The organism is Salmonella sp. 2018103, assembly GCF_026247685.1.
GTDB lineage: Bacteria > Pseudomonadota > Gammaproteobacteria > Enterobacterales > Enterobacteriaceae > Salmonella > Salmonella enterica.
This window is the reverse complement of sequence record NZ_CP111029.1, coordinates 919,320-945,829: the sequence shown is the minus strand read 5'-3', so window position 1 is coordinate 945,829 and position 26,510 is coordinate 919,320. Positions and strand designations below refer to the sequence as shown.

The 26,510-nt window shown below is 51.6% G+C and carries 17 protein-coding genes, 2 pseudogenes and 1 CRISPR repeat array; of the genes and pseudogenes, 4 read left to right on the top strand and 15 right to left on the bottom strand.

All coding sequences use genetic code 11. The features are described 5' to 3' along the window. Window positions 1–4: 4 nt before the first annotated feature. On the bottom strand, window positions 5–2,668 hold the full coding sequence (locus OLG56_RS04480; protein WP_031569639.1) for a CRISPR-associated helicase/endonuclease Cas3: 2,664 nt from the start codon (window positions 2,666–2,668) through the stop codon (window positions 5–7). Window positions 2,669–3,111: 443 nt separating this feature from the next. On the opposite strand from OLG56_RS04480, the gene sopD reads away from it, so the two are divergent. Further along, complete coding sequence (gene sopD, locus OLG56_RS04475) at window positions 3,112–4,065, top strand: SPI-1 type III secretion system effector SopD (protein WP_072275026.1); 954 nt, start codon at window positions 3,112–3,114, stop codon at window positions 4,063–4,065. A gap of 87 nt (window positions 4,066–4,152) precedes the next feature. Here sopD and cysH read toward each other — a convergent pair whose 3' ends face one another. From cysH to cysJ, 3 genes are all read right to left on the bottom strand, one after another. Beyond that, window positions 4,153–4,887: a phosphoadenosine phosphosulfate reductase gene (cysH, locus tag OLG56_RS04470; RefSeq protein WP_023136478.1), complete on the bottom strand. Its 735-nt coding sequence runs from the start codon at window positions 4,885–4,887 to the stop codon at window positions 4,153–4,155. Window positions 4,888–4,962: 75 nt separating this feature from the next. After that, a complete protein-coding gene (gene cysI, locus OLG56_RS04465; RefSeq protein ID WP_061377582.1) occupies window positions 4,963–6,675 on the bottom strand; it encodes an assimilatory sulfite reductase (NADPH) hemoprotein subunit in 1,713 nt (570 codons plus the stop codon). Further along, window positions 6,675–8,474, bottom strand: coding sequence for an NADPH-dependent assimilatory sulfite reductase flavoprotein subunit (cysJ, locus tag OLG56_RS04460; protein ID WP_061377583.1), 1,800 nt, complete (start codon window positions 8,472–8,474; stop codon window positions 6,675–6,677). The genes cysI and cysJ overlap by 1 nt, the downstream gene beginning before the upstream one ends. Before the next feature lie 435 nt (window positions 8,475–8,909). On the opposite strand from cysJ, the gene queD reads away from it, so the two are divergent. Next, complete coding sequence (gene queD / locus OLG56_RS04455) at window positions 8,910–9,272, top strand: 6-carboxytetrahydropterin synthase QueD (protein WP_000108313.1); 363 nt, start codon at window positions 8,910–8,912, stop codon at window positions 9,270–9,272. A gap of 89 nt (window positions 9,273–9,361) precedes the next feature. Here queD and OLG56_RS04450 read toward each other — a convergent pair whose 3' ends face one another. From OLG56_RS04450 to mazG, 5 genes are all read right to left on the bottom strand, one after another. Then, on the bottom strand, window positions 9,362–10,159 hold the full coding sequence (locus OLG56_RS04450; RefSeq protein WP_061377584.1) for an MBL fold metallo-hydrolase: 798 nt from the start codon (window positions 10,157–10,159) through the stop codon (window positions 9,362–9,364). Window positions 10,160–10,420: 261 nt separating this feature from the next. Next, window positions 10,421–10,878: a CRISPR direct-repeat array (repeat unit 29 nt; unit sequence CGGTTTATCCCCGCTGGCGCGGGGAACAC). A gap of 296 nt (window positions 10,879–11,174) precedes the next feature. Next, complete coding sequence (gene queE, locus OLG56_RS04445) at window positions 11,175–11,846, bottom strand: 7-carboxy-7-deazaguanine synthase QueE (RefSeq protein WP_001199958.1); 672 nt, start codon at window positions 11,844–11,846, stop codon at window positions 11,175–11,177. A gap of 135 nt (window positions 11,847–11,981) precedes the next feature. After that, complete coding sequence (gene eno, locus OLG56_RS04440) at window positions 11,982–13,280, bottom strand: phosphopyruvate hydratase (RefSeq protein ID WP_000036734.1); 1,299 nt, start codon at window positions 13,278–13,280, stop codon at window positions 11,982–11,984. 82 nt (window positions 13,281–13,362) lie between these two features. Then, a complete protein-coding gene (pyrG, locus tag OLG56_RS04435; RefSeq protein WP_000210863.1) occupies window positions 13,363–15,000 on the bottom strand; it encodes a glutamine hydrolyzing CTP synthase in 1,638 nt (545 codons plus the stop codon). Between the two features lie 227 nt (window positions 15,001–15,227). Continuing rightward, entirely contained in the window at window positions 15,228–16,028 is an 801-nt protein-coding gene (gene mazG / locus OLG56_RS04430) for a nucleoside triphosphate pyrophosphohydrolase (RefSeq protein WP_000210451.1), read from the bottom strand. Window positions 16,029–16,634: 606 nt separating this feature from the next. Here mazG and OLG56_RS04425 point away from each other — a divergent pair. Then, window positions 16,635–16,778 (top strand): annotated as a pseudogene (locus tag OLG56_RS04425) (fimbrial protein); the annotation flags it as partial. A gap of 18 nt (window positions 16,779–16,796) precedes the next feature. Here the strand turns inward: OLG56_RS04425 and OLG56_RS04420 are convergent. The 4 genes and pseudogenes from OLG56_RS04420 to rlmD form a co-directional block, all read right to left on the bottom strand. After that, a pseudogene (locus OLG56_RS04420) lies at window positions 16,797–17,094 on the bottom strand (type II toxin-antitoxin system RelE/ParE family toxin). Beyond that, window positions 17,060–17,416: a type II toxin-antitoxin system ParD family antitoxin gene (locus tag OLG56_RS04415; protein ID WP_072105920.1), complete on the bottom strand. Its 357-nt coding sequence runs from the start codon at window positions 17,414–17,416 to the stop codon at window positions 17,060–17,062. The pseudogene OLG56_RS04420 and the gene OLG56_RS04415 overlap by 35 nt, the downstream one beginning before the upstream one ends. 84 nt (window positions 17,417–17,500) lie before the next feature. Then, window positions 17,501–19,735 carry a GTP diphosphokinase gene (gene relA / locus OLG56_RS04410; RefSeq protein WP_000226841.1) on the bottom strand — a complete coding sequence of 745 codons (2,235 nt, stop codon included), beginning with the start codon at window positions 19,733–19,735 and terminating at the stop codon, window positions 17,501–17,503. A gap of 51 nt (window positions 19,736–19,786) precedes the next feature. Continuing rightward, on the bottom strand, window positions 19,787–21,082 hold the full coding sequence (rlmD, locus tag OLG56_RS04405) for a 23S rRNA (uracil(1939)-C(5))-methyltransferase RlmD (protein WP_023217503.1): 1,296 nt from the start codon (window positions 21,080–21,082) through the stop codon (window positions 19,787–19,789). Between the two features lie 57 nt (window positions 21,083–21,139). Between rlmD and barA the strand changes: the two genes are divergently transcribed. Then, on the top strand, window positions 21,140–23,896 hold the full coding sequence (gene barA, locus OLG56_RS04400; protein WP_000186400.1) for a two-component sensor histidine kinase BarA: 2,757 nt from the start codon (window positions 21,140–21,142) through the stop codon (window positions 23,894–23,896). A gap of 43 nt (window positions 23,897–23,939) precedes the next feature. On the opposite strand, the gene OLG56_RS04395 is transcribed toward barA, so the two are convergent. Further along, window positions 23,940–25,082: a glycerate kinase gene (locus tag OLG56_RS04395; RefSeq protein ID WP_000706486.1), complete on the bottom strand. Its 1,143-nt coding sequence runs from the start codon at window positions 25,080–25,082 to the stop codon at window positions 23,940–23,942. Between the two features lie 77 nt (window positions 25,083–25,159). After that, window positions 25,160–26,500, bottom strand: coding sequence for a glucarate dehydratase (gudD, locus tag OLG56_RS04390; protein WP_000070672.1), 1,341 nt, complete (start codon window positions 26,498–26,500; stop codon window positions 25,160–25,162). Between the last annotated feature and the right edge of the window lie 10 nt (window positions 26,501–26,510).

Sequence of the window (26,510 nt, the reverse complement as noted above, 5' to 3'; positions counted from 1 at the left end):
TTCGTTATTCCCCCATCATGCCAATCAATCCCTCATTCGCCGAATAACCACAAGCGGCACAATCCGTCACCACAATCACCGTGGCAAAATCCTTATCCTGATGCTGTTGCGCACACCACTTACGCAGGGGTTCGCCATCTAATTTTTCAAACTCGTCTTTATGTTTATCCCACCAGCTCTGACGTACCCGCAGCACGCTCATCTCCCAGGCATGTTCACCGCTGGCATAAGGGGTTACGACGCCATCCACGATTTTCGCCAGCCACAGCGTGACAGACTCTTCCGCCAACCGCGTTGACATTTTCTCCGGTAGAGAATCGCTAATTTCAGCACAATAGCCCGGCGCAAAGTTAAGCAGCATCTGTCTGGCAAATGCCCGGTCGCAATAAAATTTGCCTTTCTGCAATTGCTCGGTTTTTGCAAATCCAACCGGCATGTTAACGTCCTCGCCGTAGACCGACTCAATCAACAATCGGGCAGATTGCGGCATCCGAATCGTCCCCTGCTCACGTAATATGCGCTGCGTCAGCCACATGCGCCCATGATCGGGATAGACATAGGCGCTGTTACGCATGGCGCTGGATAACCAGTTCTCTCGCGGCGCGTCATCCCACTCCGGAGCAAGAATGCGCAGCACTGGCGTCTCTCGCTCATCCTGCCCACTCTTTTTCACCAGACCGTTACGATCGCGAATATGACGCTGTAGTCGACCGGCCCGCTGAATTAATAAATCCACCGGCGCTAAATCAGAGATCATCTCATCGCAGTCAATATCCAGACTTTGTTCGATTACCTGCGTGGCGATAATGACCTTACCGGCACGTTGCGCGCCGCTCTGTTTGCCAAAGAGATTCAGCGTCTGTGACTCAATCCGCTGACGATCGTGAAAAGCAAAGCGACTATGGAAGAGTAAAAGGTTTTCCGTGGCGACGACCTTACTCAGTTGAAGCTGGCGATAGATACGAATCGCATCATCAACGGAGTTACGTATCCAGGCGATACAGTTTCCTTTTTCCACTGCTTCACCTATACGTTCAAGACACGCCTCTTCACTATGTAGCCAGCCAATATCTACGCTACGTTCAACCTCTTTGCGTGTATCAACCCGCTGAGAAATCAACTCTGTTTGTGTGACCTGAGTCAGCCAGGGATAATCGTCATGGCCTAGCAACGGCGCCTGCACACTACGCCTCACCCCACGGGAAAATGCCGCCACCAGCTTATCTCGCTGCTGCTGCGATAGCGTCGCAGATAACAGAATAGTGGCGTTGCCATTACTGGCCTGCCGTTCAATCAAACCTTCAAGTATTCTGGACATCCATGCATCACAGGCATGGATCTCATCAGCCAGTAAAATCTTGTTGCTAAGACCCAGTAACCGCAGGTTGTTATGTTTAAATGGCATTACCGCCATCATCGCCTGATCCAACGTGCCTACGCCAACCTCCGCCAACAACGCTTTTTTATTGCTGTCGGCAAACCAGGCGGCGCATCCCTGACTATCAGGCTGCGCTTCATCGGGTTCTTCCGTACCGGAAAGAGTGACCGACCATATTGACTGATTGAAACGATCCATTAAGCGACGCGCGCTATGCGCCAGAATCAGGCTGGGACGGGAGTCCGGCTGATACAGCGCCAGCCAGGTGTTCGCCATACGTTCAAACATCGCGTTGGCTGTCGCCATTGTCGGCAGTCCAAAATAGAGTCCCTGCGCTTTACCTGCCGCCATCAGTCGATGAGCTAATATGAGCGCCGCCTCTGTTTTTCCGGCCCCGGTGACATCTTCAAGAATAAAGAGTTGGGCGCCATCCACGTTGATATCCAGCTCTAGCGCCTTTTGTTGTAACGGTGTGGGATGCTGAATAAAAGGGAAAAGCGTTTCTATGCCCGTAAAGGCAGACACATTCGCCGCTGAGGGAAATAGCGTGATGGCAGTTTGTGCTTTAGCGAGAGCTTGCTGCCAGTAGGTATCAACAGGCATTTTTTCCGCAGTACGCGGAAAATAACGGCTGGCAGAACCAGTCCAGTCAGCCAGTACAACCGCAGCGGAAATAAACCAGGAAAGTTGCTGAAATTGGTCGATACCCTCATCTTCATCCCAGGATTCAGGCAAAGTAATTAAAGGAAAGAGCGCTTTTATTCTCAGAAGAAAATCTCTTGCCGCGTCTTTATCCTGCTGGCGAAAATGGTCCAGCTCCTGGATTGCCTCTGGAGGGCGTCCATGATGACCTGTAGTGACTGGCATCCAAAGCGCCATAACGCGCTTACTTTTACGAACTGAAAGCGAAGAAGGAGGAAACAATTCAGGGCATTCACTTAGCCAGGAGTTCCACAACACGTATCCCAGCGTGGTATGCGCGATTTTTTCATAATGCCGTGTAGGCTCATTAAAGATGTTTAAAGCCTCATGACGGTATAGTTGCTGGAAGGAATGAGCAAATTTTCCAATATCATGCCAACATAAAATCCAGGCAAAAAATTGCGCCGCCTGCTCCTTATCCTGGATGCCTAATTTTTTTAGATAGTGGTCAATAAAATAAATATTATTTATCACCATCCAGTAACCCACAGCCGCAACATCTAAAGAATGCCAGCAAAGCAAATGGTAATCATCACCGCCGTCAATTTCTCCTCGTCGAGACTTTCCCCAATAGTGATATATCGACACGTAAACTCCAGCATGTGGATAATAAAAGCACTCTACGCCTTTTTAATGGTCTTTTTTGTTGATATATCTCACAAAAATCGCATACCATGAGATTATATTTAAATATACTTACTCAAGTTTATATATTCTTCGGAAATATTTATTTCACGAATAATTATTATAAATTTTTCCGCCCTTGTCTTCTGGAAGAGGCGATCAAAGAGGCTTCGTCCAATGCCCCCTGCATGAGGCAAAATTTAAAAAAACGACCATTTGCGGCGAATCATCTACCTTTTGTCTGAATTATCGTCACCACAAAGGATTACCAACCATAAATGTGCTGTATTAATAATGTCGTTCAAATTCTCTCCTGTAGTAAACTTTATCTGTTTAATAAAAAAGAGAGAATTGAACGATATATTTTACTCCGGATATTGAATAATATAAATTTGAAGGAAAATATTATGCCAGTCACTTTAAGCTTCGGTAATCATCAAAATTATACGCTTAATGAAAGTCGGCTTGCTCATCTGTTAAGCGCAGATAAAGAAAAAGCAATCCATATGGGGGGCTGGGATAAAGTCCAGGATCATTTTAGAGCGGAAAAAAAGGACCATGCGCTGGAAGTGTTACACTCCATCATTCACGGTCAGGGCCGTGGTGAACCTGGAGAGATGGAAGTTAACGTAGAGGATATAAATAAAATTTACGCCTTTAAACGGCTACAACATCTGGCCTGCCCGGCTCATCAGGATCTGTTTACTATCAAGTTGGATGCCTCTCAGACACAATTTTTACTTATGGTCGGCGACACGGTGATCAGCCAAAGCAATATTAAGGACATCCTCAATATATCAGATGATGCAGTGATAGAATCTATGAGTAGGGAGGAGAGACAGTTATTTTTACAAATATGCGAGGTAATTGGTGCGAAGATGACCTGGCACCCAGAATTACTTCAGGAGTCGATTTCTACTCTACGAAAAGAAGTGACGGGCAATGCACAAATCAAAACGGCGGTTTATGAGATGATGCGTCCAGCAGAGGCTCCAGACCACCCGCTTGTCGAATGGCAGGACTTACTTACTGAAGATGAAAAATCGATGCTGGCCTGTATTAATGCCGGTAACTTTGAGCCTACGACTCAGTTTTGCAAAATAGGTTATCAGGAGGTACAAGGTGAAGTCGCTTTTAGCATGATGCATCCGTGCATCTCCTATTTACTACACAGCTATTCACCGTTTGCAGAGTTTAAACCAACAAATTCCGGTTTTTTAAAAAAACTTAATCAGGATTATAACGACTATCATGCAAAAAAAATGTTTATTGATGTAATTCTTGAAAAACTATATCTAACCCATGAACGTTCTTTGCACATTGGTAAAGATGGGTGCAGTCGCAATATATTACTGACATAAAGATAGTCAGTAATATAACCAATTTAAAATCCGGCTGCCTGCCGGATTTTTCATAGCAGCAAGTATAATCATACCGCGTAAGGACAATTACCCTTCATGCAGCCCGCACTCACGTTTCAGTCCGAAGAAGCGTGTCTCTTCTTCCGCCATGCCCGGCTCCCACTTGCGGGTAGTATGTGTATCGCCCACCGACAGATAGCCCTGATCCCACAGCGGATGGTATTTCAGACCATGCTTTTGCAGATACTGGTAAACCGTGCGGTTATCCCAGTCGATAATCGGTAGCACTTTAAACACGCCGCGCTGGATAGCGAGAACAGGTAAATGCGCGCGGCTGCCGGACTGCTCGCGACGCAGACCCGCAAACCACGTCTGCGCTTTCAGCTCTTTTAGCGCCCGGTTCATCGGCTCGACTTTGTTGATGTCATTGTATTTCTCAATACCTTCTACGCCCTGCTCCCACAGCTTGCCGTAGCGCGCTTCCTGCCAGGCCGGACTTTCGCCCGCGCGGTAAACTTTCAGGTTGAGTTTGAGTTTGTCCGTTAACTCATCAATAAACTGATAGGTTTCCGGGAACAAATAGCCGGTATCGGTGAGGATCACCGGGATATCCGGGCGAATCTGGTTCACCAGGTGCAGGCTCACCGCCGCCTGGATACCAAAGCTTGAGGAGAGCACGTATTCGCCGGGCAGATTTTCCAGCGCCCAGACCACGCGTTCTTCGGCAGTCAGCGTTTCCAGTTGGGCGTTGGTTTCCGCCAACGCCAGTACGCGATCGACTTTTGGCAGTTCATTCAATGCGTTGAGATCGAGTTGGGACATAAGTTCCTCACTGTTTGCCTTGCCTGATGGCGCTGCGCTTATCAGGCCTACACAGACGCCATCCGGCAATTCAGGTTATTCCCAGAAATCACGCGCGGGATCGAGCACCGGGCGAATGATGCCCGCACGCACCGTAAAGTCGCCGAAGCCTTCACCCGCTTCACGCTCTTTCGCCCAGCGCCCAATCAGTTCATCCAGCGAAGCCAGAATATCCGGCTCGGTGATATTTTCTTGATACATCCGTGGGATACGTGTCCCAATACGGTTGCCACCAAGATGCAGGTTATAACGACCAGGCGCTTTCCCTACTAAGCCAATTTCCGCCAGCATCGCGCGACCACAGCCGTTCGGGCAGCCGGTCACGCGCATCACGATATGCTCATCAGGAATGCCGTGTTTTTCCAGAATCGCCTCCACTTTGTCCGTGAACGACGGCAGGAAACGCTCGGCTTCCGCCATTGCCAGCGGGCAGGTCGGGAACGATACACAGGCCATTGAGTTTTCACGCTGCGCGCTCACGGCATTCATCAACCCGTGGTCGCGCGCCAGCGTCTCGATTTTCACTTTCTGGCTTTCCGGCACGCTGGCAATAATCAGGTTCTGGTTAGCGGTAATACGGAACTCGCCCTGATGAATCTTCGCGATCTCCAGCAGGCCGGTTTTCAGCGGACGCCCCGGATAATCCAGGATACGACCATTTTCGATAAACAGCGTCAGGTGCCATTTATCATCAATGCCTTTTACCCAGCCAATCCTGTCGCCACGCCCGGTAAATTCATACGGACGAATGGGTTCAAATGTGATCCCCGCGCGACGCTCGACTTCCGCTTTAAACGTCTCCAGTCCCACGCGCTCAAGGGTATATTTGGTTTTGGCGTTTTTCCTGTCGGTACGGTTACCCCAGTCGCGCTGCGTGATCACTACCGCTTCGGCCACCGCCAGGGTGTGCTCCAGCGGCAGATAGCCAAACTCGCTCGCGGTACGGGCATACGTTTTCTTATTACCATGCTCAATAGACAGACCGCCGCCCACCAGCAGGTTAAAGCCGACCAGCTTACCGTTTTCGGCAATCGCCACAAAGTTCATGTCGTTGGCGTGCAGATCGATATCGTTTTGTGGCGGGATCACTACCGTGGTTTTGAACTTACGCGGCAGATAGGTCTGCCCGAGGATCGGCTCTTCATCGGTGGTCGCTACCTTCTCCTGATCGAGCCAGATCTCCGCATAGGCGCGAGTGCGCGGCAGCAGATGTTCAGAGATCTTCTTCGCCCATTCGTAGGCTTCCGCGTGCAACTGCGATTCGTACGGGTTGGAGGTGCACAGCACGTTACGGTTCATGTCGTTGGCGGTCGCCAGCGCGTCCAGACCGACCGAATGCAGCATCTGGTGCACCGGCTTGACGTTCTTCTTCAGAATGCCATGGAACTGGAAGGTCTGGCGGTTGGTCAGACGGATACTGCCATAAATCGTGTTATCCGCCGCGAATTTATCGATCGCCTGCCATTGCGCCGTAGTAATCACCCCGCCCGGCAGGCGGCAGCGCAGCAGCATGGCGTGGCGCGGCTCCAGCTTCTGCGCCGCACGCTCGGCGCGAATATCGCGGTCATCCTGCTGATACATGCCATGAAAGCGTATTAGCAGGAAGTTGTCGCCTTTAAAACCGCCGGTGAGACCGTCGTTCAGATCTTCCGCAATGGTACCGCGCAGGTAGTTGCTTTCCAGCTTCATGCGCTCGGCATCGGACAGTTTACCTTCGACCACCAGTGGGCCTGGATGTTTTTCGCTCATTAGTAGACATCTCGCTGATAACGGCGCTCGACGCGCAGCTCACTTAAAAATTCATCCGCCGCTTCGATGTCCATTGCACCGAATTCAGCAATCACTTCCAGCAATGCTTTTTCGACATCTGCGGCCATACGCCTGGCGTCGCCGCAGACATAAATGTGGGCACCGTCATTGATCCAGCGCCACAGCTCCGCGCCCTGTTCGCGCAGTTTGTCTTGTACGTAGATTTTTTCTTTTTGATCGCGGGACCAGGCGAGATCGATCCGGTTCAGCACGCCTTCTTTCACGTAACGCTGCCATTCAACCTGATAAAGGAAGTCTTCGGTGAAGTGCGGGTTACCGAAGAACAGCCAGTTCTTGCCTTCCGCACCGTCGGCGGCGCGTTGCTGCATAAAGGCGCGGAACGGCGCGATACCCGTACCTGGGCCAATCATAATCACCGGCGTTTCCGGGTTAGCTGGCAGGCGGAAATTATCGTTGTGTTCAATAAACACGCGCACTTCGCCCTCTTCTTCCACGCGGTCGGCGAGGAAGCTGGAAGCACCACCCGCGCGGGCGCGGCCTTCAATATCGTAGCGCACGACGCCGACGGTTACGTGTACTTCGCTTTCGACTTCCGCCTGCGCGGAGGCGATGGAGTACAGACGCGGCGTCAGCGGACGCAGCAGGCCGATTAATGCTTCAGCGTCGAGCTGCGCCGGAGAGAAACGCACCATATCAACAATGGGCGTGGTCGCGGCGTAGTGCTGGAGCTGCGCTTTGTCGCCCACTAATGGCAACAGCGACTCACTGCGCGTCAGGGTCGCGTAGTTCTCAACAATGTTGGCGGTATTCACCGTCAGCTCGAAGTGCCACTCCAGCGCTTCGGCGAGCGGCAGGGTTTTACCATCAACCGTCACCGGCTCATCGCCCTTCAGCCACAGCAACTCAACCAGCTCCTTCACCAGAGCCGGATCGTTCTGATACCAGACGCCCAGCGCATCGCCCGGCTGGTAACGCAGACCGGAGTCGCCTAAATCAATCTCAATATGACGCACGTCTTTTTCCGAGTTGCGACCGGTGATTTTCTGATTCACGGAGAGGGTCGCGGTCAGCGGCGCGTCTTTGGTATAGGGGCTGGTGTGGATGTCGTTTACCGCGCCAGTAGCGACGGATTGCGAAGGTGCCGCGACAGGTGCGCGGGACTTCAGAACATCAACCACGCGGGCGCGCCATTCGCTGGCAGCTGCCTGATATTCAACGTCAGCATCGACACGGTCGAGCAGACGTTCACCACCCAGTTCCGCCAGCTTATTGTCAAAATCTTTACCGGCCTGGCAGAAAAATTCATAAGAGGTGTCGCCGAGGCTAAACACGGCAAAAGCGGTGTTTTCCAGTTTCGGCGCTTTTTTGGAGAACAGGAATTTATGCAGCGCGACGGCCTCTTCCGGCGGCTCGCCTTCTCCCTGGGTGGACGTCACTATCACCAGCCGTTTTTCACTGGCAATCTGTTTGAATTTGTAGTCGCCGGCGTTCACCAGTGTCACATTAAGGTTGGCCGCCAGCAGATCATCACGCAGCGCTTCCGCCACACGACGCGCATTGCCGGTTTGCGAAGCGGAGATAAGCGTAACCCCCGGCATCTTCCCCTCAGGAGCAGGCGTGACGGCAACAGCGCCTGAGCGCGGGTTCAGTACGCCCCAAAAATAGCCGGAGACCCAGGCAAGCTGTTCGGGAGTAAGGTCGGTTGTCGCGGCCTGAAGGCGCGCCAGTTGCTCCGGATTAAGCGGAAGCAACCCAGTCAGTGGAGCCGGTGTCGTCATGCGTCGTTATGTTCCAGTAAGCAAAGCGGATCTATACACAAAATCATTCAAGTTCGCTGTAGCCCAGACTGTAAGCTGATCGCGCCCCAGGAGCGTACATAAATACGTGACTGGGGCGAGTAAACGCAGTCAACACAGATGCGGCTTGAAGGATGAAGTGTATAAGCGATAAATCCCAAACTGAGGATAAGGTTAACGGTGAGAGGAATAACAATTAAAGAAGGGTTGGAAATAACAAATAACCAAATGAACTAACCTGTTTTAGTTATCGTTATTAACGCCAAAATCGATTTCATAATTGATTGATAATTATTGAATTTTCTGGAAATTCTTAAATTAATTGCCCGTCACAAGGCGGAGAATGGTTTTAGTTAATGATAAAAAATGCGCTTTCCGGTACCCTACGGCGGTTTTTTTATTGCCTGAGAGTTCATCATGTCCACCACGTTGTATAAAGATTTCACCTTTGAAGCCGCTCACCGCCTGCCTCACGTGCCTGAAGGGCATAAGTGCGGCCGCCTGCACGGACACTCGTTTATGGTGCGTCTCGAAATTACCGGTGAAGTCGATCCGCATACCGGTTGGATTATGGATTTCGCGGATCTCAAAGCGGCGTTTAAACCTACTTACGATCGTCTTGATCACTACTATCTGAATGATATTCCAGGGCTGTCCAATCCCACCAGCGAAGTGCTGGCAAAATGGATTTGGGATCAGGTTAAGCCTGTCGTGCCGCTCCTGAGCGCCGTGATGGTGAAAGAAACCTGTACAGCTGGCTGCGTCTATCGCGGCGAATAAGGTTTATTAACGCGTGGGCTGGATGGCAGATTGATTCCAGCCCATCCACACGACGTTTCATCAGTGAAAACATTGTCCAGCGCGCGGTGTTAAAAGCGCAGCACATCACCGGTTGCAGGTGCGGTTATTTCCGGTAGCCACAACCGCCCCCAGGCCCCTGTACAGTGACAACCGCATAGTTTTTCAGGTTTGTGTTCTTGCAGAAAGCGCCTGACTCGCCACATCGTGAACGGTGATGCGCAGCGGAGATGAAATCCGCCGATAAGCGCATAAATCTGCTTTATACCGGTAATGTTCTGACAGTGCCGAACAATATTTGCGATCCCCCTATGCCCGCATCCCGTAATGATGACTAATCCTTTTGCCGACTGGTAAATCAGTACGCCCTCATCCAAAATAGAGTCCGGCTCCGCATCGTGGCCGCCAAAAATGCCGTAGGCTTCAGGCGCGACCACTGGTATTTCCCCTGACCAGATAAAGTTTTCGCCAATCGGCAGGGGGTCACGCGTGTACATCATTCGGTAGCGTGAATAGTCCACCTCACACGACAATTTTTTTATTTTCCGGGTAATACCGAGAAAAGTCATTGCCGCATAACGTTCGCGCGCAATATCGGGATGGCAGATGATTCGACTGTTATCAGGAAGCCACGGCACGCCGCCGCAATGATCGTAATGACCATGCGAAAGCACCACAGCAGACACATCGGGCAGGTCGCTCCCCATCGCCGACGCGTTTTGCATAAAACTGCCATCAGGGCCGGTATCGAACAAGATCGACGTAGACTCATCCTCAACCAACAGGCTTAACCCTGGCCGGGCCTTCAACGATTTATCCGCTCCAGCTCCCTTATGATTTTCGAGCAATACCCTGATCCTTAACGCCATGGCCTTCTCCTGTATAAAAGCCTCCCCGGGAAAACGCGGCCTTTTTACTTTACAGGTGTGTAGCAGCCATTACTGGTACACAGATTATGATTATGCAACGGCTATCCTTGTTGGCGCGGGGAACACTACATCATCGGCTCAATGCGTAATTCTAAAATCGGTTTATCCCCGCTGGCGCGGGGAACACTTCTATGTTTAGCAGGCGATCAATCGCTGGCGCGGGGAACACTTTACTGTCCAGTTCGCTCTCGATCGTTGCGGCGGTTTATCCCCGCTGGCGCGGGGAACACCGAGGCTTGTTTCCAGAAGACTCTGTGTATGACGGTTTATCCCCGCTGGCGCGGGGAACACGAAATCGGTAGTAATAGAACCGCCTGTTATTACGGTTTATCCCCGCTGGCGCGGGGAACACAGGTGTGACATCTTCAATACTCCGTTCGTCAACGGTTTATCCCCGCTGGCGCGGGGAACACGAGACCGGGCAGGGAGTAGCGCTTGAAACCATGCGGTTTATCCCCGCTGGCGCGGGGAACACTGAACCTCCTCCTCAATAGGGCAGGTCGTTTTCGGTTTATCCCCGCTGGCGCGGGGAACACCAGCACCGCGACTGATTCGGCGCGGATTCTCGCCGGTTTATCCCCGCTGGCGCGGGGAACACTATTTTCATCGTAGTCAACGGTATGAGGTTCGCGGTTTATCCCCGCTGGCGCGGGGAACACACTAAACGGATATCATTGTTTATAAACTACTTTTTATCAGCACTACATTCCACCAACATAATCGCAACAATTTAAATTATTAAAGAACAGCTAATTTGCTGATTTTGATGCAAAAAAGTTCATAGAATGATTTTTTCTTTAAATTTACCAAAATAGCGTGATCCGTGCATCGCTATGGAAAAATTTATCAGTGCTTTTATACACTCATCGAAATTCACATAGAGAAAATAAACAATGCAAGGTAATGGATGAGTCACAGACGGCATCGGCAGGCCGTCTGTAAGATTAGTAATGCATCAGGCGATATTTAAATATTTATGCGTTTGCATAGACAGCCGCCAGTTACGTGCAATACACGTTTCAATACACAGACGCGTCGCGTCTTCTTTCTGGCTAATGGGCTGCAAAGCAATCACGCGCGGTTTATCATCGCTCAACGTGGCTAACAGTTCATCCAGCGCCTCAATATCACGAACTCGCCCAACGGGATGCTTGATTTCATTGGCGCGCTCCAGCGCCTGGGAAAGCACGTCATATCCTCCGCGCATATTCACTTTTGGTGAAACCGTTACCCAGGTGTTAGGCGTACAGCACACTTCGTGCGTCCCGCTGGTCTCAATCTGGCAACTAAAACCACTCTTTTCAAGCAGATCGGTGAGCGGCATGAGGTCGTGAATACAGGGTTCGCCACCGGTGATGACAACGTGACGGGCGGTATAGCCCTGACGATTAATTACTGCCAGCAAGTCTTCACTGCTCGCAGCACCCCATTTGTCGCTCTCTTTGGTTTTTGCCAGAATGCTGAACAGAGACACTTCCCGATCGCTCAGTTTATCCCAGGTATGCTTAGTATCACACCAGGCACAGCCGACCGGACATCCCTGTAAACGAATAAAAATAGCGGGGACGCCGGTAAAATAACCCTCGCCTTGTAGGGTCTGGAACATCTCGTTAATCGGGTACTGCATAGCGTTCTCTGTTAAGGGGATAATCGTTAATTATTGCAGATTTCGTCTGCCCGGTCATGCACAGCGGCTGCGCTATTGAATAGATACAAAAAAACCCGCCGAAGCGGGTTTTTACGTTAAGAGGTAAAAGCAGGATTACGCCTGGCCTTTGATCTCTTTACGACCATTGTACGGTGCTTTTTCGCCCAGAGCTTCTTCGATACGAATCAGCTGGTTGTATTTAGCAACGCGGTCAGAACGGCTCATAGAACCGGTTTTGATCTGGCCTGCAGCGGTACCAACAGCCAGGTCAGCGATGGTAGCGTCTTCAGTTTCACCAGAACGGTGAGAGATGACAGCAGTGTAGCCAGCGTCTTTCGCCATCTTGATTGCAGCCAGAGTTTCGGTCAGAGAACCGATCTGGTTGAATTTGATCAGGATGGAGTTAGCGATGCCTTTCTCGATGCCTTCTTTCAGGATTTTGGTGTTGGTTACGAACAGGTCGTCACCAACCAGCTGGATTTTGTCGCCCAGTACTTTGGTCTGGTATGCAAAACCGTCCCAGTCAGACTCGTCCAGACCATCTTCGATGGAAACGATCGGGTACTGTTTGGTCAGTTCTTCCAGGAAGTGGGTGAATTCTTCGGAGGTGAACGCTTTGTTGCCTTCGCCAGCCAGAACGTATTTACCGTCTTTGTAGAATTCAGATGCTGCGCAGTCCATCGCCAGGGTGATGTCTTTACCCAGCTCGTAACCAGCCGCTTTAACCGCTTCAGCGATAACAGCCAGTGCTTCCGCGTTGGAGCCCAGGTTCGGCGCATAGCCGCCTTCGTCACCCACAGCGGTGTTCATGCCTTTGCCTTTCAGCACTTTTGCCAGGTGATGGAAAACTTCAGAACCCATACGGATGGCTTCTTTAACCGTTTTCGCGCCAACCGGCTGGATCATGAATTCCTGGATGTCGACGTTGTTGTCAGCGTGCTCGCCGCCGTTGATGATGTTCATCATCGGAACCGGCATGGAGTATTTGCCCGGAGTGCCGTTCAGTTCAGCAATGTGCTCGTACAGCGGCATACCTTTAGCGGCAGCAGCAGCTTTGGCGTTAGCCAGAGAGACAGCCAGAATGGCGTTTGCACCGAAGTTAGATTTGTTTTCAGTACCGTCCAGGTCGATCATGATTTTGTCGATGCCAGCCTGGTCTTTAGCGTCTTTGCCAAGAATAGCCTGAGCGATCGGGCCGTTAACCGCGCCAACAGCTTTGGTTACGCCTTTACCCAGGAAACGGGATTTGTCGCCATCGCGCAGCTCCAGCGCTTCGCGGGAACCAGTAGAAGCACCTGACGGAGCCGCCGCCATACCTACGAAACCACCTTCCAGGTGTACTTCAGCTTCAACAGTCGGGTTACCACGGGAGTCGATGATTTCACGACCGATGACTTTAACGATTTTGGACATTAGGTTTTCCTCAAGTCACTAGTTAAACTAAAACTTCAGACAAACGGTGCACCGCTGAGGGTGCACCGCCGTTCTAACTTTTTTACTTCGCCTGACGTTTCTGATGCTCGTTGGCGGCTTTAACAAAGCCAGCGAACAACGGATGTCCATCACGCGGCGTGGAAGTAAATTCCGGATGGAACTGACAGGCCACGAACCACGGATGATTCGGTACCTCAATGATCTCGACTAACTGATCATCACCGGAACGGCCTGCGACACGCAGACCCGCTGCTTCAATTTGTTTCAACAACATATTGTTGACTTCGTAACGATGGCGATGACGTTCAACAATCGTCGACGCGCCGTACAACTGACGTACCAGACTGTCATCGCTAAGCTGGCACTGCTGCGCGCCCAGGCGCATGGTGCCGCCCAGATCGCTTTTCTCGCTACGGACTTCAACGTTACCGTCTTCATCGCGCCACTCGGTAATTAACGCCACAACCGGGTACTTACAGTCTGGCACAAATTCCGTTGAGTTGGCGTTGTCCATGCCGGCCACGTTACGAGCGAACTCAATCAACGCAACCTGCATCCCCAGGCAAATGCCCAGATAAGGAATATTGTTTTCACGCGCATAGCGCGCAGTGGCGATTTTACCTTCAACGCCACGATAGCCGAAGCCGCCGGGGATCAGGATAGCGTCCAAATCTTTCAGAATTTCGACGCCGCGCGTTTCAACATCTTGCGAATCGATCAATTTGATGTTGACGGTAACGCGGTTTTTCAGACCACCGTGTTTCAGCGCTTCGATCACCGACTTATAGGCATCCGGCAGTTCAATATATTTGCCGACCATGCCGATAGTCACTTCGCCTGCCGGGTTCGCTTCTTCGTAAATGACCTGTTCCCATTCAGACAGGTTAGCTTCCGGACAGTTCAAGCTGAATCGTTTACAAATATAATCATCAAGCCCCTGAGATTTCAACAGGCCTGGAATTTTATAAATGGAATCGACATCTTTCATTGAAATAACGGCTTTTTCCGGCACATTACAGAACAATGCAATTTTTGCACGCTCGTTGGCAGGAACCGCGCGATCGGAACGACAAATCAGAATATCGGGCTGAATACCGATAGACAGCAGCTCTTTCACGGAGTGCTGAGTCGGTTTAGTTTTCACTTCGCCCGCAGCCGCCAGGTAAGGTACCAGCGTCAGGTGCATAAACAGCGCGTGTTCACGACCGATATCTACCGCCAATTGACGAATCGCCTCAAGAAACGGCAGCGATTCGATATCACCGACGGTACCGCCGATTTCCACCAGTACCACATCGTGGCCTTCGCCGCCTTCCAGTACGCGCTCTTTAATCGCGTTAGTGATGTGAGGGATTACCTGTACAGTTGCGCCCAGATAGTCGCCACGGCGTTCTTTACGCAGAACGTCGGAGTAGATACGGCCAGTCGTGAAGTTGTTGCGGCGAGACATCTTGGTGCGGATGAAACGCTCGTAGTGCCCCAGGTCCAGGTCGGTTTCAGCGCCGTCTTCAGTAACGAACACTTCCCCGTGTTGGATTGGGCTCATAGTACCCGGATCAACGTTGATGTACGGATCCAGTTTCATGATGGTCACGTTGAGACCACGGGCTTCCAGAATGGCTGCGAGGGAGGCTGCGGCAATGCCTTTACCCAGAGAGGATACGACCCCGCCGGTCACAAAAATATAGTTCGTTGTCATGCGGAACCTGAGAAGTTAGGTTTAAAAGACGATGGAATAACCAGGACGGGAAAGCAGTATACCCGAACATGACCTACGCCACAAACTTTCATTATTCCTCCTCTTCGTCAGGCTGACATTCACACAGGGAGGGAGAAAATAGCCCCTTTGAGGTAAATGTTTTTGACGTAAATCAAGCGCTTGTTATTTAAAAAATCACACAAATCGCTCTTGACCGCCTAAAACCTTTAGAGATCAATTTCCTGGCGTTTTACTTCCTGCCAAACTTCTTCCATTGTTTCCAGGTCCACCCCGGTCATTTCCAGGCCTCTGGCTGCGACAATACGTTCAACTTCGCGAAAACGACGTTCAAATTTATCGTTCGCTTTTTGCAAAGCGAGCTCCGCTTTCGTACCTAAATGACGCGCCATGTTGACCGTGGCAAAGAGCAAATCGCCCATTTCCTCTTCCAGTTTAGCCTGATCAACAACCGCCTGCCGCGCCTCGAACATCACCTCATCGATCTCTTCATAGACCTTATCGACGACCGGTCCCAGCGTCGTCCAGTCAAAGCCCACGTTTGAACACCGTTTCTGGATTTTTTGCGCGCGCATTAAGGCCGGTAAGCTGCGCGGAATATCGTCCAGCGCGGAATGCTGCGCTTTTTGCGCGCGCTCTTCCGTTTTGATTTGCTCCCAGCGAACTAATGCTTCTTCGCTATTATCCGCGGAAAGCTCGCCAAAAACATGCGGATGGCGGCGCTCCAGCTTGTCGCTGATGGCAGCGCAGATATCATTAAAATCGAAGCGGCCTTCTTCCTGCGCCATCTGCGCGTAAAACACCACCTGGAACAACAGGTCGCCCAGTTCGCCGCGCAAATCGTCAAAATCCTCACGCGCAATAGCATCCAGTACTTCATAGGTTTCTTCCAGCGTATAAGGCGCGATGCTGGCGAAGGTCTGCTCTTTATCCCACGGGCAGCCGTTTTCCGGGTCACGCAGGCGCTGCATGAGGGTGAGAAGACGGTCAATTTGATGGTTAGTTGTCATGGTTTTTAATCGGTTGTAAATACTAGCGACAATTGTAACGTATTATTCTTAACCATTCACGCACAGAGACACTACGGCAACGCCTATATAATAAAATATATTGTTAACAGGTGTTGAACGCTACCTCTCCCGTATAATTTTAAAATTATTAATCGATACACAACAATATAATAATCATATAACTAACTTATTAAAAAAACAGATATTTGCACCAGACATTATAAATAATATCAATTAAGCAAGAAAAATTATGCGAACGCTATAAGCCCCTCCCCGAAAAGTCTTCCATTTCAAAAAAATAAATTATTTCACTTTTACGGAAAAACGAGTAGCATGCACGCCAGTTTAATATTCAAAAAAGACGGCTTTTTTTATTTTTTTCTGGAACATACATGAAATAAATATATTGAAAGTATTACATATAATATTCTATGAGCCTGTACGATCATTCAGCTCATAAGAATAAACTCATAAAAATGTAGAAATATAATATATTTATTATGACCTATTTTTTACCCAAAGCCCGCAGCATGGCTCTATGCCGCATATCCCTTGGTATACGCGTACAAAATGCTGCCATAAAACACGTTAATTAAGGATAACACGATGAAGTCATCTCATTTTTGTAAACTGGCAGTAACTGCATCTTTAGTTATGGGAATTGTCTCCGGCGCTCAAGCTGCGGGTAGCAACACAGCAAAGGTCACTTTCCTTGGTAATATTGTTGATTCCCCCTGCTCTATCACACTTGTTTTTTAGATAAAAAGGCTATAACCAATTTACATGCTTACCAGCATCCTGATTCTGGCTCAGAATACGTATCACGATAACTTCCGTAACTGATTGTATAAAATAGATAATATGCCTTTCAAACGGTAAGGCATAAATGTATTCACCCAGTTCAGGTCGAGGCGTGCCAAATGTTATTGGCACTCATAATGCTGAATATTTCTGATAGATGATTAATATATCGATCGGCCTGTATTTCGCCAAAATGCTGCCAGCCGTAATGCCAGATATTTTCCAGATCTTCACTGGCCTTTGGCGTTAATTTTACCGTTCTCATCGGGTTTGATCATCCCTGTTTTGACCTTCCGTAAAAAGGCATCCTTTTCCCAGGCCTGGGGCTCTCCGCTGTTCAGACCTTCAGCCAGAAGTTCACGTAACGCCAGGAGTCGTGACCCGGCCTGTTTTTCCCTCAGCAGACGAAGAGACTCTCTGATCACTTCACTTTGTGTTCTGTAATCACCTGATTCTATGAGCGATTCAATAAACTCGCGCAGTTCATCGCCAAGATCAACGGTCATTGTTCTGGCCATAACAGCCTCCACTGTAAGTATAAATCTTACATAAGAGTACACCGGAAATGAAATGTACGTCAAAAACATACCCCATGTCTCATGCTTATGGGGTTGGCTAATGCGGCTTTGCTGAACGAGTAGCAAAGCCGCTACATTATTACTGTCTGGGGTTTACCCCCCGTGCAAACGACGGGCATCAATCACATCCGGCACCTGGTTCAGCTTACCGAGCACCCGGCCCAGCACCTGCAGGTTGTAGATCTCGATGGTCATATCAATGGTGGCGATCTGCTGCTTAATGTCGCTGCGGCTGGCGACGCCCAGCACGTTGACTTTTTCGTTAGCCAGAATGGTGGTGATATCGCGTAGCAAGCCGCTGCGATCGTTGGCCTGGACGCGCACCACCAGCGAATATCCCGCCGAGTAGCTTTCGCCCCATACCGCCTCTACGATCCGCTCCGGCGCATGTGAGCGCAGCTCAGCCAACTGTTCACAATCGGCCCGGTGCACGGAAATCCCCCGCCCCTGAGTAATGAAGCCGACAATTTCATCCCCCGGAATCGGCTGGCAGCAGCGGGCAATGTGGTGCATCAAATTACCCACGCCTTCTACCACCACGCGCCCGTCGTCTTTACGACGATTTTGCGGCGCGTATGTTTTTTGCTGAAGCTGTTTCAGCGCCGCTGCATCCTGCTCCTCTGCACTCGGCTTATTGAACTGTGATTGCAGGAAATTCACCATCTGATTAAGACGGATATCGCCGCCGCCTATCGCCGCCAGCAACTCTTCCAGCTCATTAAAGTTGTAGCGCGGCAGCAGATGTTTCTCGGCCTCTTTCAGGCTAATCCCTAAATGCGCCAGCTCATCGTCGAGGATCTGCCGTCCAGCCAGGATATTTTTGTCACGGTCCTGTTTACGGAACCAGGCGTGAATTTTCGAGCGCCCGCGGCTGGTCGTCACATAGCCCAGGTTTGGATTCAGCCAGTCGCGGCTGGGATTCGGCTGCTTCTGCGTGATAATTTCAACCTGATCGCCCATCTGCAACTGATAGGTGAATGGCACAATACGGCCGCCGATTTTAGCGCCAATGCAGCGGTGCCCGACATCGCTGTGGATGTGGTAAGCAAAATCGAGCGGCGTAGAACCGGCAGGCAAGTCAACCACGTCTCCTTTTGGCGTAAAAACGTAGACCCGATCGTCAAACACCTGGCTGCGCACTTCATCCAGCATTTCGCCGGAATCGGCCATCTCTTCCTGCCAGGCGATCAGCTTACGCAGCCACGCAATTCTGTCTTCATGACCGGAACGCACGCCGCCGGACGCGGCGCCTTCTTTATACTTCCAGTGCGCCGCCACGCCCAGTTCGGCGTCTTCATGCATCTGTTTGGTACGAATCTGGATCTCAACGGTTTTACCGCCCGGCCCCAGGACCACGGTGTGGATAGACTGGTAACCGTTCGGTTTCGGGTTAGCGACATAATCATCGAATTCATCCGGCAGGTGGCGATAGTGCGTATGCACTATCCCCAACGCGGCGTAGCAGTCTTGCAGACGTTCAGCGACGATACGCACGGCGCGCACGTCAAAGAGTTCATCAAACGCCAGATGCTTTTTCTGCATTTTGCGCCAGATGCTATAAATATGTTTTGGTCGTCCGTAGACTTCCGCCTGCACGCCTTCGTTTTTCATTTCGGCGCGCAGATGTCCAACAAACTCTTCGATGTAATGTTCGCGATCGAGACGGCGCTCATGCAGCAGTTTGGCGATGCGTTTGTATTCCGCCGGATGCAGGTAGCGGAAACAGTAGTCTTCCAGTTCCCACTTCAGTTGCCCGATGCCCAGACGATTAGCGAGCGGCGCATAGATGTTGGTACATTCTTTCGCCGCCAGCACGCGCTCATCTTCCGGCGCCTCTTTCACTTCGCGCAAATGAGCGATTCGCTCGGCCAGTTTGATGACCACGCAGCGGAAATCATCCACCATCGCCAATAACATTCGACGGACGTTATCAACCTGCTCCGAAGAAACAGAGTCGTTATGAGTGGCGTTTAGCTGACGGATCGCCGCCATATCGCGCACGCCATGAATCAGGGTAACGATAGATTTGCCGACGCTTTCGCGCAGTACATCTTCGCTGACTACGTTGGCGTCGGCCAGAGGGAACAGTAGCGCCGCCCGCAGCGTGTCGATATCCATACTCAGCGTGGAAAGAATTTCTACCATCTCCACGCCACGCCACAGCAACAGATCCGCATCCGGATGTCCTTGTGTCTGTTGCAGGCAATACGCCCAGGTTTCGGCTAAGCGCTCACACGACTGCTGGCTGGAAATTCCCAGGCTTGCGATCCACTTCTTCGGATCAAATTCACCAGCTTTATTAATATGTGCACTTCTTACCGCGACCATCGTCCTCTCCTTAAGGGACCAGGCCTACCGAAGTCGGTAAGCCGGTAATCATTACATGCGCTCGAACAGAACCATTGATTCCAGATGTCCTGTGTGCGGGAACATGTCGAGCATCGCTAAACGCGTAACCTCATATCCCGCATTGACCAGCGCTTCACTATCGCGCGCCAGCGTCGCCGGGTTACAGGATACATAAACAATGCGAATAGGTTTTAATTTTATAATATGTCGCATCACTCCTGTAGCCCCCGCACGCGCAGGATCGAGTAAGACTTTGTCAAAGCCGTTTTTCGCCCACGGCTGCTTCGTGACATCTTCCTCCAGGTTCTCATGGAAGAATGTCACATTATGTAAACCATTGCGGATGGCGTTTTCACGGCCTTTTTCTACCAGCGCCGGAACGCCCTCAACCCCTACCACGCTTGCCGCGCGCGTTGCCAGCGGCAGCGTAAAATTCCCCATTCCGCAGAACAGATCCAGGACACGATCCTCGGCGCGCACATCAAGCCACTCCAGCGCGCGGGCGATCATTTGCTGGTTTACCGCCTCATTAACCTGAATAAAATCTCGCGGACTGAAGGCTAAACGTAAGCCGTGCGAATCATACCAGGGCGCCTCGCCAGATACCGTTTCCAGTATCTCGCTAAACGGCGCCAGAAACAGAGACAATCCCTCAGAATGCGAAAAGCGTTCCAGTTTTTCTTTATCCGCCGCACTTAATGGCGCGGTATGGCGCAGAATCATCAGCGTACCGCTTCCCGCCTGTACCAGCTCAACATGCCCAAGATGTCGGGTGCCGTGTAAACTCGCCAGACACGCCCTGATTCGGGGCAGCAATACTGCAAGCTGGGGCGCCAAAACGGGGCACTGTTCGACATTGACGATATCGCTGGAACCCGCTTTGCGAAATCCCATTTGCAGCGGTTTATCCGGCGGGCAATTCAGACTTAACCGCGCACGACGCCGATAACCCCAGGGCGCGCCGGCGATGATGTCATTCACCTCGTGTTTCATCAAACGCGCCAGCGCCGCGCTTTTGCTGCGTTGTTGCAGGGCGATGCTGACATGCTGCTGCTGACAACCGCCGCAGACGCCAAAATGCGGGCAGCGCGGCGTTTCTCGTTCCGGGCTATCATTCAAACGGCGCGAAACGCGTGCGCGGGCAAATTGCTTTTTATCTTCTGTAATAATGACTTCTGCGCTTTCCTCAGGCAATAAACCGGGGATAAACAGCGCCTTTCCGTTATGACGGGCTACGCCCTGACCAAATGAATCGAGGTCATTGACTTTAACGGTTATGATCTGACGCGTCGTCACGCGCCGTTTTGCAGAGTAGAATTGCGCCATCGACCAGGTTTTTCTCAATTTAACAGTGTGACCCTAATTGTCCCATAACGGAACTCCATGACCAACTACAGCCTGCGCGCACGCATGATGATTCTGATCCTGGCCCCGACCGTCCTGATAGGTTTGCTGCTCAGTATCTTTTTTGTAGTGCACCGCTATAACGACCTGCAGCGTCAACTGGAAGATGCCGGCGCCAGTATTATTGAACCGCTCGCCGTCTCCAGCGAATATGGTATGAACTTACAAAACCGGGAGTCTATCGGCCAACTTATCAGCGTCCTGCACCGCAGACACTCTGATATTGTGCGGGCGATTTCCGTTTATGACGATCATAACCGCCTGTTTGTAACGTCTAATTTCCATCTGGACCCCTCACAGATGCAGCTTCCCGCCGGAGCGCCGTTTCCACGTCGTCTGAGCGTCGATCGCCACGGCGATATTATGATTCTGCGCACCCCGATTATCTCGGAGAGCTATTCGCCGGACGAGTCAGCGATTGCCGACGCGAAAAATACCAAAAATATGCTGGGGTATGTGGCGCTTGAACTGGATCTCAAGTCGGTAAGGCTACAGCAATACAAAGAGATTTTTATCTCCAGCGTGATGATGCTTTTTTGTATTGGCATTGCGCTGATCTTTGGCTGGCGGCTTATGCGCGATGTCACCGGGCCTATCCGTAATATGGTGAATACCGTTGACCGCATTCGCCGCGGACAACTGGATAGCCGTGTGGAAGGATTTATGCTGGGCGAACTGGATATGCTGAAAAACGGCATTAATTCCATGGCGATGTCGCTTGCCGCCTATCACGAAGAGATGCAGCATAATATCGATCAGGCCACTTCGGACCTGCGTGAAACCCTTGAGCAGATGGAAATCCAAAACGTTGAGCTGGATCTGGCGAAAAAGCGTGCCCAGGAAGCGGCGCGTATTAAGTCGGAGTTCCTGGCGAACATGTCTCACGAACTGCGAACGCCGCTGAACGGCGTCATTGGCTTTACCCGCCTGACATTAAAAACGGAGCTGAACCCCACCCAGCGCGACCATCTGAACACCATTGAGCGTTCTGCGAATAATTTGCTGGCGATCATTAATGACGTGCTCGACTTCTCCAAGCTGGAAGCCGGTAAGCTCATTCTGGAAAGTATCCCTTTTCCACTGCGCAACACGCTGGATGAAGTGGTTACGCTGCTGGCCCACTCGTCGCATGATAAAGGGCTGGAGTTGACGTTAAATATTAAAAACGACGTCCCGGATAATGTGATTGGCGACCCGCTGCGCCTGCAACAGGTCATTACTAATCTGGTGGGTAATGCCATTAAGTTCACCGAGAGTGGCAATATCGATATTCTGGTAGAAAAGCGGGCGCTCAGTAACACCAAAGTACAGATTGAAGTGCAGATCCGCGATACGGGGATCGGCATTCCGGAACGCGACCAGTCGCGACTGTTTCAGGCGTTTCGCCAGGCCGATGCCAGTATTTCTCGCCGTCACGGCGGCACCGGGCTTGGGCTGGTGATTACGCAAAAGCTGGTCAACGAAATGGGCGGGGACATCTCTTTCCACAGCCAGCCTAATCGCGGCTCGACCTTCTGGTTTCATATTAATCTTGATCTTAACCCAAATGTCATTATTGACGGGCCGTCGACCGCATGTCTGGCCGGAAAACGGCTGGCTTATGTCGAACCGAATGCTACCGCCGCGCAATGTACCCTGGATCTGCTGAGCGACACGCCGGTGGAGGTGGTTTACAGCCCGACCTTCTCCGCGCTGCCGTTAGCGCACTACGATATTATGATTTTGAGCGTTCCGGTGACCTTCCGCGAGCCGCTCACCATGCAGCATGAACGTCTGGCGAAAGCGGCATCAATGACGGACTTTCTACTGCTGGCGCTACCTTGCCATGCGCAAATTAACGCCGAAAAGCTGAAACAAGGAGGCGCGGCGGCCTGTCTGTTAAAACCATTGACGTCAACGCGCCTGTTGCCAGCGCTGACGGAATATTGCCAGTTGAATCACCATCCTGAACCGCTGCTAATGGATACCAGTAAAATCACCATGACGGTTATGGCGGTTGATGATAATCCCGCTAATCTGAAGCTTATCGGCGCGTTACTGGAAGATAAAGTCCAGCACGTAGAGCTTTGTGATAGCGGACATCAGGCGGTGGATCGGGCGAAACAAATGCAGTTTGATCTGATTTTGATGGATATTCAGATGCCGGATATGGACGGCATACGCGCCTGCGAGTTAATTCACCAGCTTCCTCATCAGCAGCAAACACCGGTTATTGCCGTTACGGCACATGCGATGGCCGGGCAAAAAGAGAAGTTGCTCAGCGCGGGCATGAACGACTATCTGGCTAAACCGATAGAAGAAGAGAAGTTGCATAATCTGTTGCTGCGCTATAAACCCGGCGCCAACGTAGCAGCGCGCCTGATGGCGCCGGAACCGGCTGAATTTATCTTCAATCCGAATGCGACGCTCGACTGGCAGCTTGCGCTCCGCCAGGCTGCCGGTAAGCCCGATCTGGCGCGGGATATGCTGCAAATGCTGATTGATTTTCTGCCGGAAGTGCGCAACAAAATTGAAGAACAACTGGTGGGAGAAAATCCCAACGGTCTGGTCGATCTAGTCCATAAGCTACACGGGAGCTGCGGCTATAGCGGCGTACCGCGGATGAAGAACCTTTGCCAGCTTATTGAGCAACAGCTTCGCAGCGGCGTCCACGAAGAGGAGCTGGAACCTGAGTTTCTGGAGCTGCTGGATGAGATGGATAATGTCGCGCGTGAAGCGAAGAAGATATTGGGCTGATATTCGCCGGATGGCGGCGTGACCGCCTTATCCGGCCTACAACTCAGCGTAACTGTTGCCCCGCTTTCAGCGTTGCAGCCACGTTGCGCGCGGTCATTCGTACGTTTTCACTCGCATTCTTCAGCGCGTCCTCCAGCGTGCAGATGGTATAAATCACGCTGAAAACGGCATCAAGCCCATGTTCATGAACCACGCCAACATCCGCCGTCAGGCTACCCGCAATACCAATTACCGGCTTGTTATACCGTTTGGCGATGTTTGCCACGCCAATAGGGACTTTACCGTGAATGGTCTGGCTGTCGATGCGCCCCTCGCCGGTGATGACTAAATCAGCATCCGCAAGACACGCTTCCAGATGAAGCGCATCGGTGACAATCTCAATACCACGCCGTAGCTGCGCGCCGCAAAACGCGTATAACGCCGCCCCCATGCCGCCTGCCGCGCCGCCGCCTGCCAGATCCAACACATCGACATGCAGATCGCGGGCAATCAAATGCGCATAGCGAGTCAATGCCGTATCCAGGCGTTCAATCATTTCCGGCGTCGCCCCTTTTTGCGGACCAAAAACCGCAGACGCGCCCTCTTTGCCGGTAAGGGGATTCGTGACATCGCAGGCGACCTCTATATGACACGCCGACAAACGCTTATCCAGGCCGCTGATATCAATGCTGGCGAGTGTTTCCAGCCCAATGCCGCCTTGCACAATATCATTGCCCTGCGCATCCCGTAGCCTGGCCCCCAGCGCCTGCACCATCCCCGCGCCGCCATCGTTGGTGGCGCTACCGCCGATACCAATAATGATATGCTCAACGCCCGCATCCAGCGCATGACGGATCAGCTCGCCGGTTCCCCATGATGTGGTCTTCAACGGATCGCGTTGCGCGGGCGGTACCTGCTCCAGCCCACTGGCGGCCGCCATTTCAATGAACGCGGAACGCGCATCGCCGGAAAGCCCATAAAACGCATTGACGCGATGCCCCAACGGCCCGGTGACCTCAACATGCACGATTCGACCCGCCGTCGCTTCAACCATCGCTTCGACAGTACCTTCTCCGCCATCAGCCAGCGGTAATTTCAGGTAATCGGCGTCAGGCCAGATCTCGCGAAATCCTTGTTCAATGGCGGTCGCTACCTCAAGAGCACTCAAACTTTCCTTATACGAGTCTGGTGCGATCACTATTTTCATAAGTCGTCCTTACGCATGTTGATCCTGTTAAGCATACACCCAGAGAAGGACCGGTTCCTTACGGAACCGGCTCTGACTTAACGCACCATGCAAGGACGCTTATTATCAAACGTCCAGCCAGGAATTAAGTACTGCATTCCCATCGCGTCGTCACGCGCGCCTAAGCCATGCTTTTGATAAAGCTCATGCGCTTTCATCACCTGATCCATATCGAGCTCAACGCCCAGCCCCGGTTTGGTCGGTACTTGCACCATGCCGCCTTTAATTTCAAACGGTTCTTTAGTCAGACGTTGGTTGCCTTCCTGCCAGATCCAGTGGGTATCGATCGCGGTGATCTTGCCCGGCGCCGCCGCGGCAACATGGGTAAACATCGCCAACGAAATATCAAAGTGGTTGTTAGAGTGCGAGCCCCAGGTCAGACCGAACTCATGACACATTTGCGCCACGCGTACAGAGCCTTGCATAGTCCAGAAGTGCGGGTCCGCCAGCGGGATATCGACGGATTGCAGCGACAGCGTATGCCCCATTTGACGCCAGTCGGTCGCTATCATATTGGTGGCCGTCGGTAATCCAGTCGCGCGACGGAATTCCGCCATCACTTCACGTCCGGAAAAACCCTGCTCCGCGCCGCACGGATCTTCTGCATAGGCCAGAGAACCTTTCAGGTATTTACCAATGCTGATCGCTTCGTTCAACGACCAGGCACCGTTTGGATCGAGCGTAACGCGCGCTTGTGGGAAACGTTTCGCCAGCGCCACGATTGACTCGGCCTCTTCTTCGCCCGCCAGCACGCCGCCTTTCAGTTTGAAGTCGTTGAAGCCGTATTTTTCATAGGCGGCTTCCGCCAGACGTACTACCGTTTCCGGCGTCATCGCCTCTTCATGGCGCAGACGATACCAGTCGCATTGCTCATCCGGCTGGCTCTGATACGGCAGCGGCGTGGCCTTGCGATTGCCGACAAAGAACAGATAACCCAGCATTTCGACTTCGCTGCGCTGCTGACCGTCGCCTAACAGCGAAGCGACGTTGACGCCCAGGTGTTGGCCCAAAAGGTCAAGCATTGCCGCTTCAATACCAGTCACCACATGGATAGTGGTACGGAGATCGAACGTTTGTAAACCGCGTCCGCCCGCATCGCGATCGGCAAACTGGTTGCGAACGGCGGTCAGGACATTTTTATATTCACCCAGCGTTTTTCCCACCACCAGTGGGATCGCATCTTCCAGCGTTTTGCGGATTTTTTCGCCGCCCGGAATCTCGCCGACCCCGGTATGACCGGAGTTATCTTTAATAATGACGATGTTGCGCGTGAAGAACGGGGCATGCGCGCCGCTCAGGTTCATCAGCATACTGTCATGGCCCGCAACCGGGATAACCTGCATTTCAGTCACTACAGGCGTCGTAAATTGATTACTCATAACTGTGTCC

What these genes read in the sequence shown, in the direction of transcription:
- cysH (WP_023136478.1), bottom strand. Translation starts at nt 4,887, where the DNA reads ATGTCCCAACTCGATCTCAACGCATTGAATGAACTGCCAAAAGTCGAT.
- sopD (WP_072275026.1), top strand. Translation starts at nt 3,112, where the DNA reads ATGCCAGTCACTTTAAGCTTCGGTAATCATCAAAATTATACGCTTAAT.
- rlmD (WP_023217503.1), bottom strand. Translation starts at nt 21,082, where the DNA reads ATGGCGCAATTCTACTCTGCAAAACGGCGCGTGACGACGCGTCAGATC.
- queE (WP_001199958.1), bottom strand. Translation starts at nt 11,846, where the DNA reads ATGCAGTACCCGATTAACGAGATGTTCCAGACCCTACAAGGCGAGGGT.
- pyrG (WP_000210863.1), bottom strand. Translation starts at nt 15,000, where the DNA reads ATGACAACGAACTATATTTTTGTGACCGGCGGGGTCGTATCCTCTCTG.
- barA (WP_000186400.1), top strand. Translation starts at nt 21,140, where the DNA reads ATGACCAACTACAGCCTGCGCGCACGCATGATGATTCTGATCCTGGCC.
- OLG56_RS04450 (WP_061377584.1), bottom strand. Translation starts at nt 10,159, where the DNA reads ATGGCGTTAAGGATCAGGGTATTGCTCGAAAATCATAAGGGAGCTGGA.
- relA (WP_000226841.1), bottom strand. Translation starts at nt 19,735, where the DNA reads ATGGTCGCGGTAAGAAGTGCACATATTAATAAAGCTGGTGAATTTGAT.
- queD (WP_000108313.1), top strand. Translation starts at nt 8,910, where the DNA reads ATGTCCACCACGTTGTATAAAGATTTCACCTTTGAAGCCGCTCACCGC.
- cysI (WP_061377582.1), bottom strand. Translation starts at nt 6,675, where the DNA reads ATGAGCGAAAAACATCCAGGCCCACTGGTGGTCGAAGGTAAACTGTCC.
- cysJ (WP_061377583.1), bottom strand. Translation starts at nt 8,474, where the DNA reads ATGACGACACCGGCTCCACTGACTGGGTTGCTTCCGCTTAATCCGGAG.
- mazG (WP_000210451.1), bottom strand. Translation starts at nt 16,028, where the DNA reads ATGACAACTAACCATCAAATTGACCGTCTTCTCACCCTCATGCAGCGC.
- eno (WP_000036734.1), bottom strand. Translation starts at nt 13,280, where the DNA reads ATGTCCAAAATCGTTAAAGTCATCGGTCGTGAAATCATCGACTCCCGT.
- gudD (WP_000070672.1), bottom strand. Translation starts at nt 26,500, where the DNA reads ATGAGTAATCAATTTACGACGCCTGTAGTGACTGAAATGCAGGTTATC.
- OLG56_RS04415 (WP_072105920.1), bottom strand. Translation starts at nt 17,416, where the DNA reads ATGTTTTTGACGTACATTTCATTTCCGGTGTACTCTTATGTAAGATTT.
- OLG56_RS04395 (WP_000706486.1), bottom strand. Translation starts at nt 25,082, where the DNA reads ATGAAAATAGTGATCGCACCAGACTCGTATAAGGAAAGTTTGAGTGCT.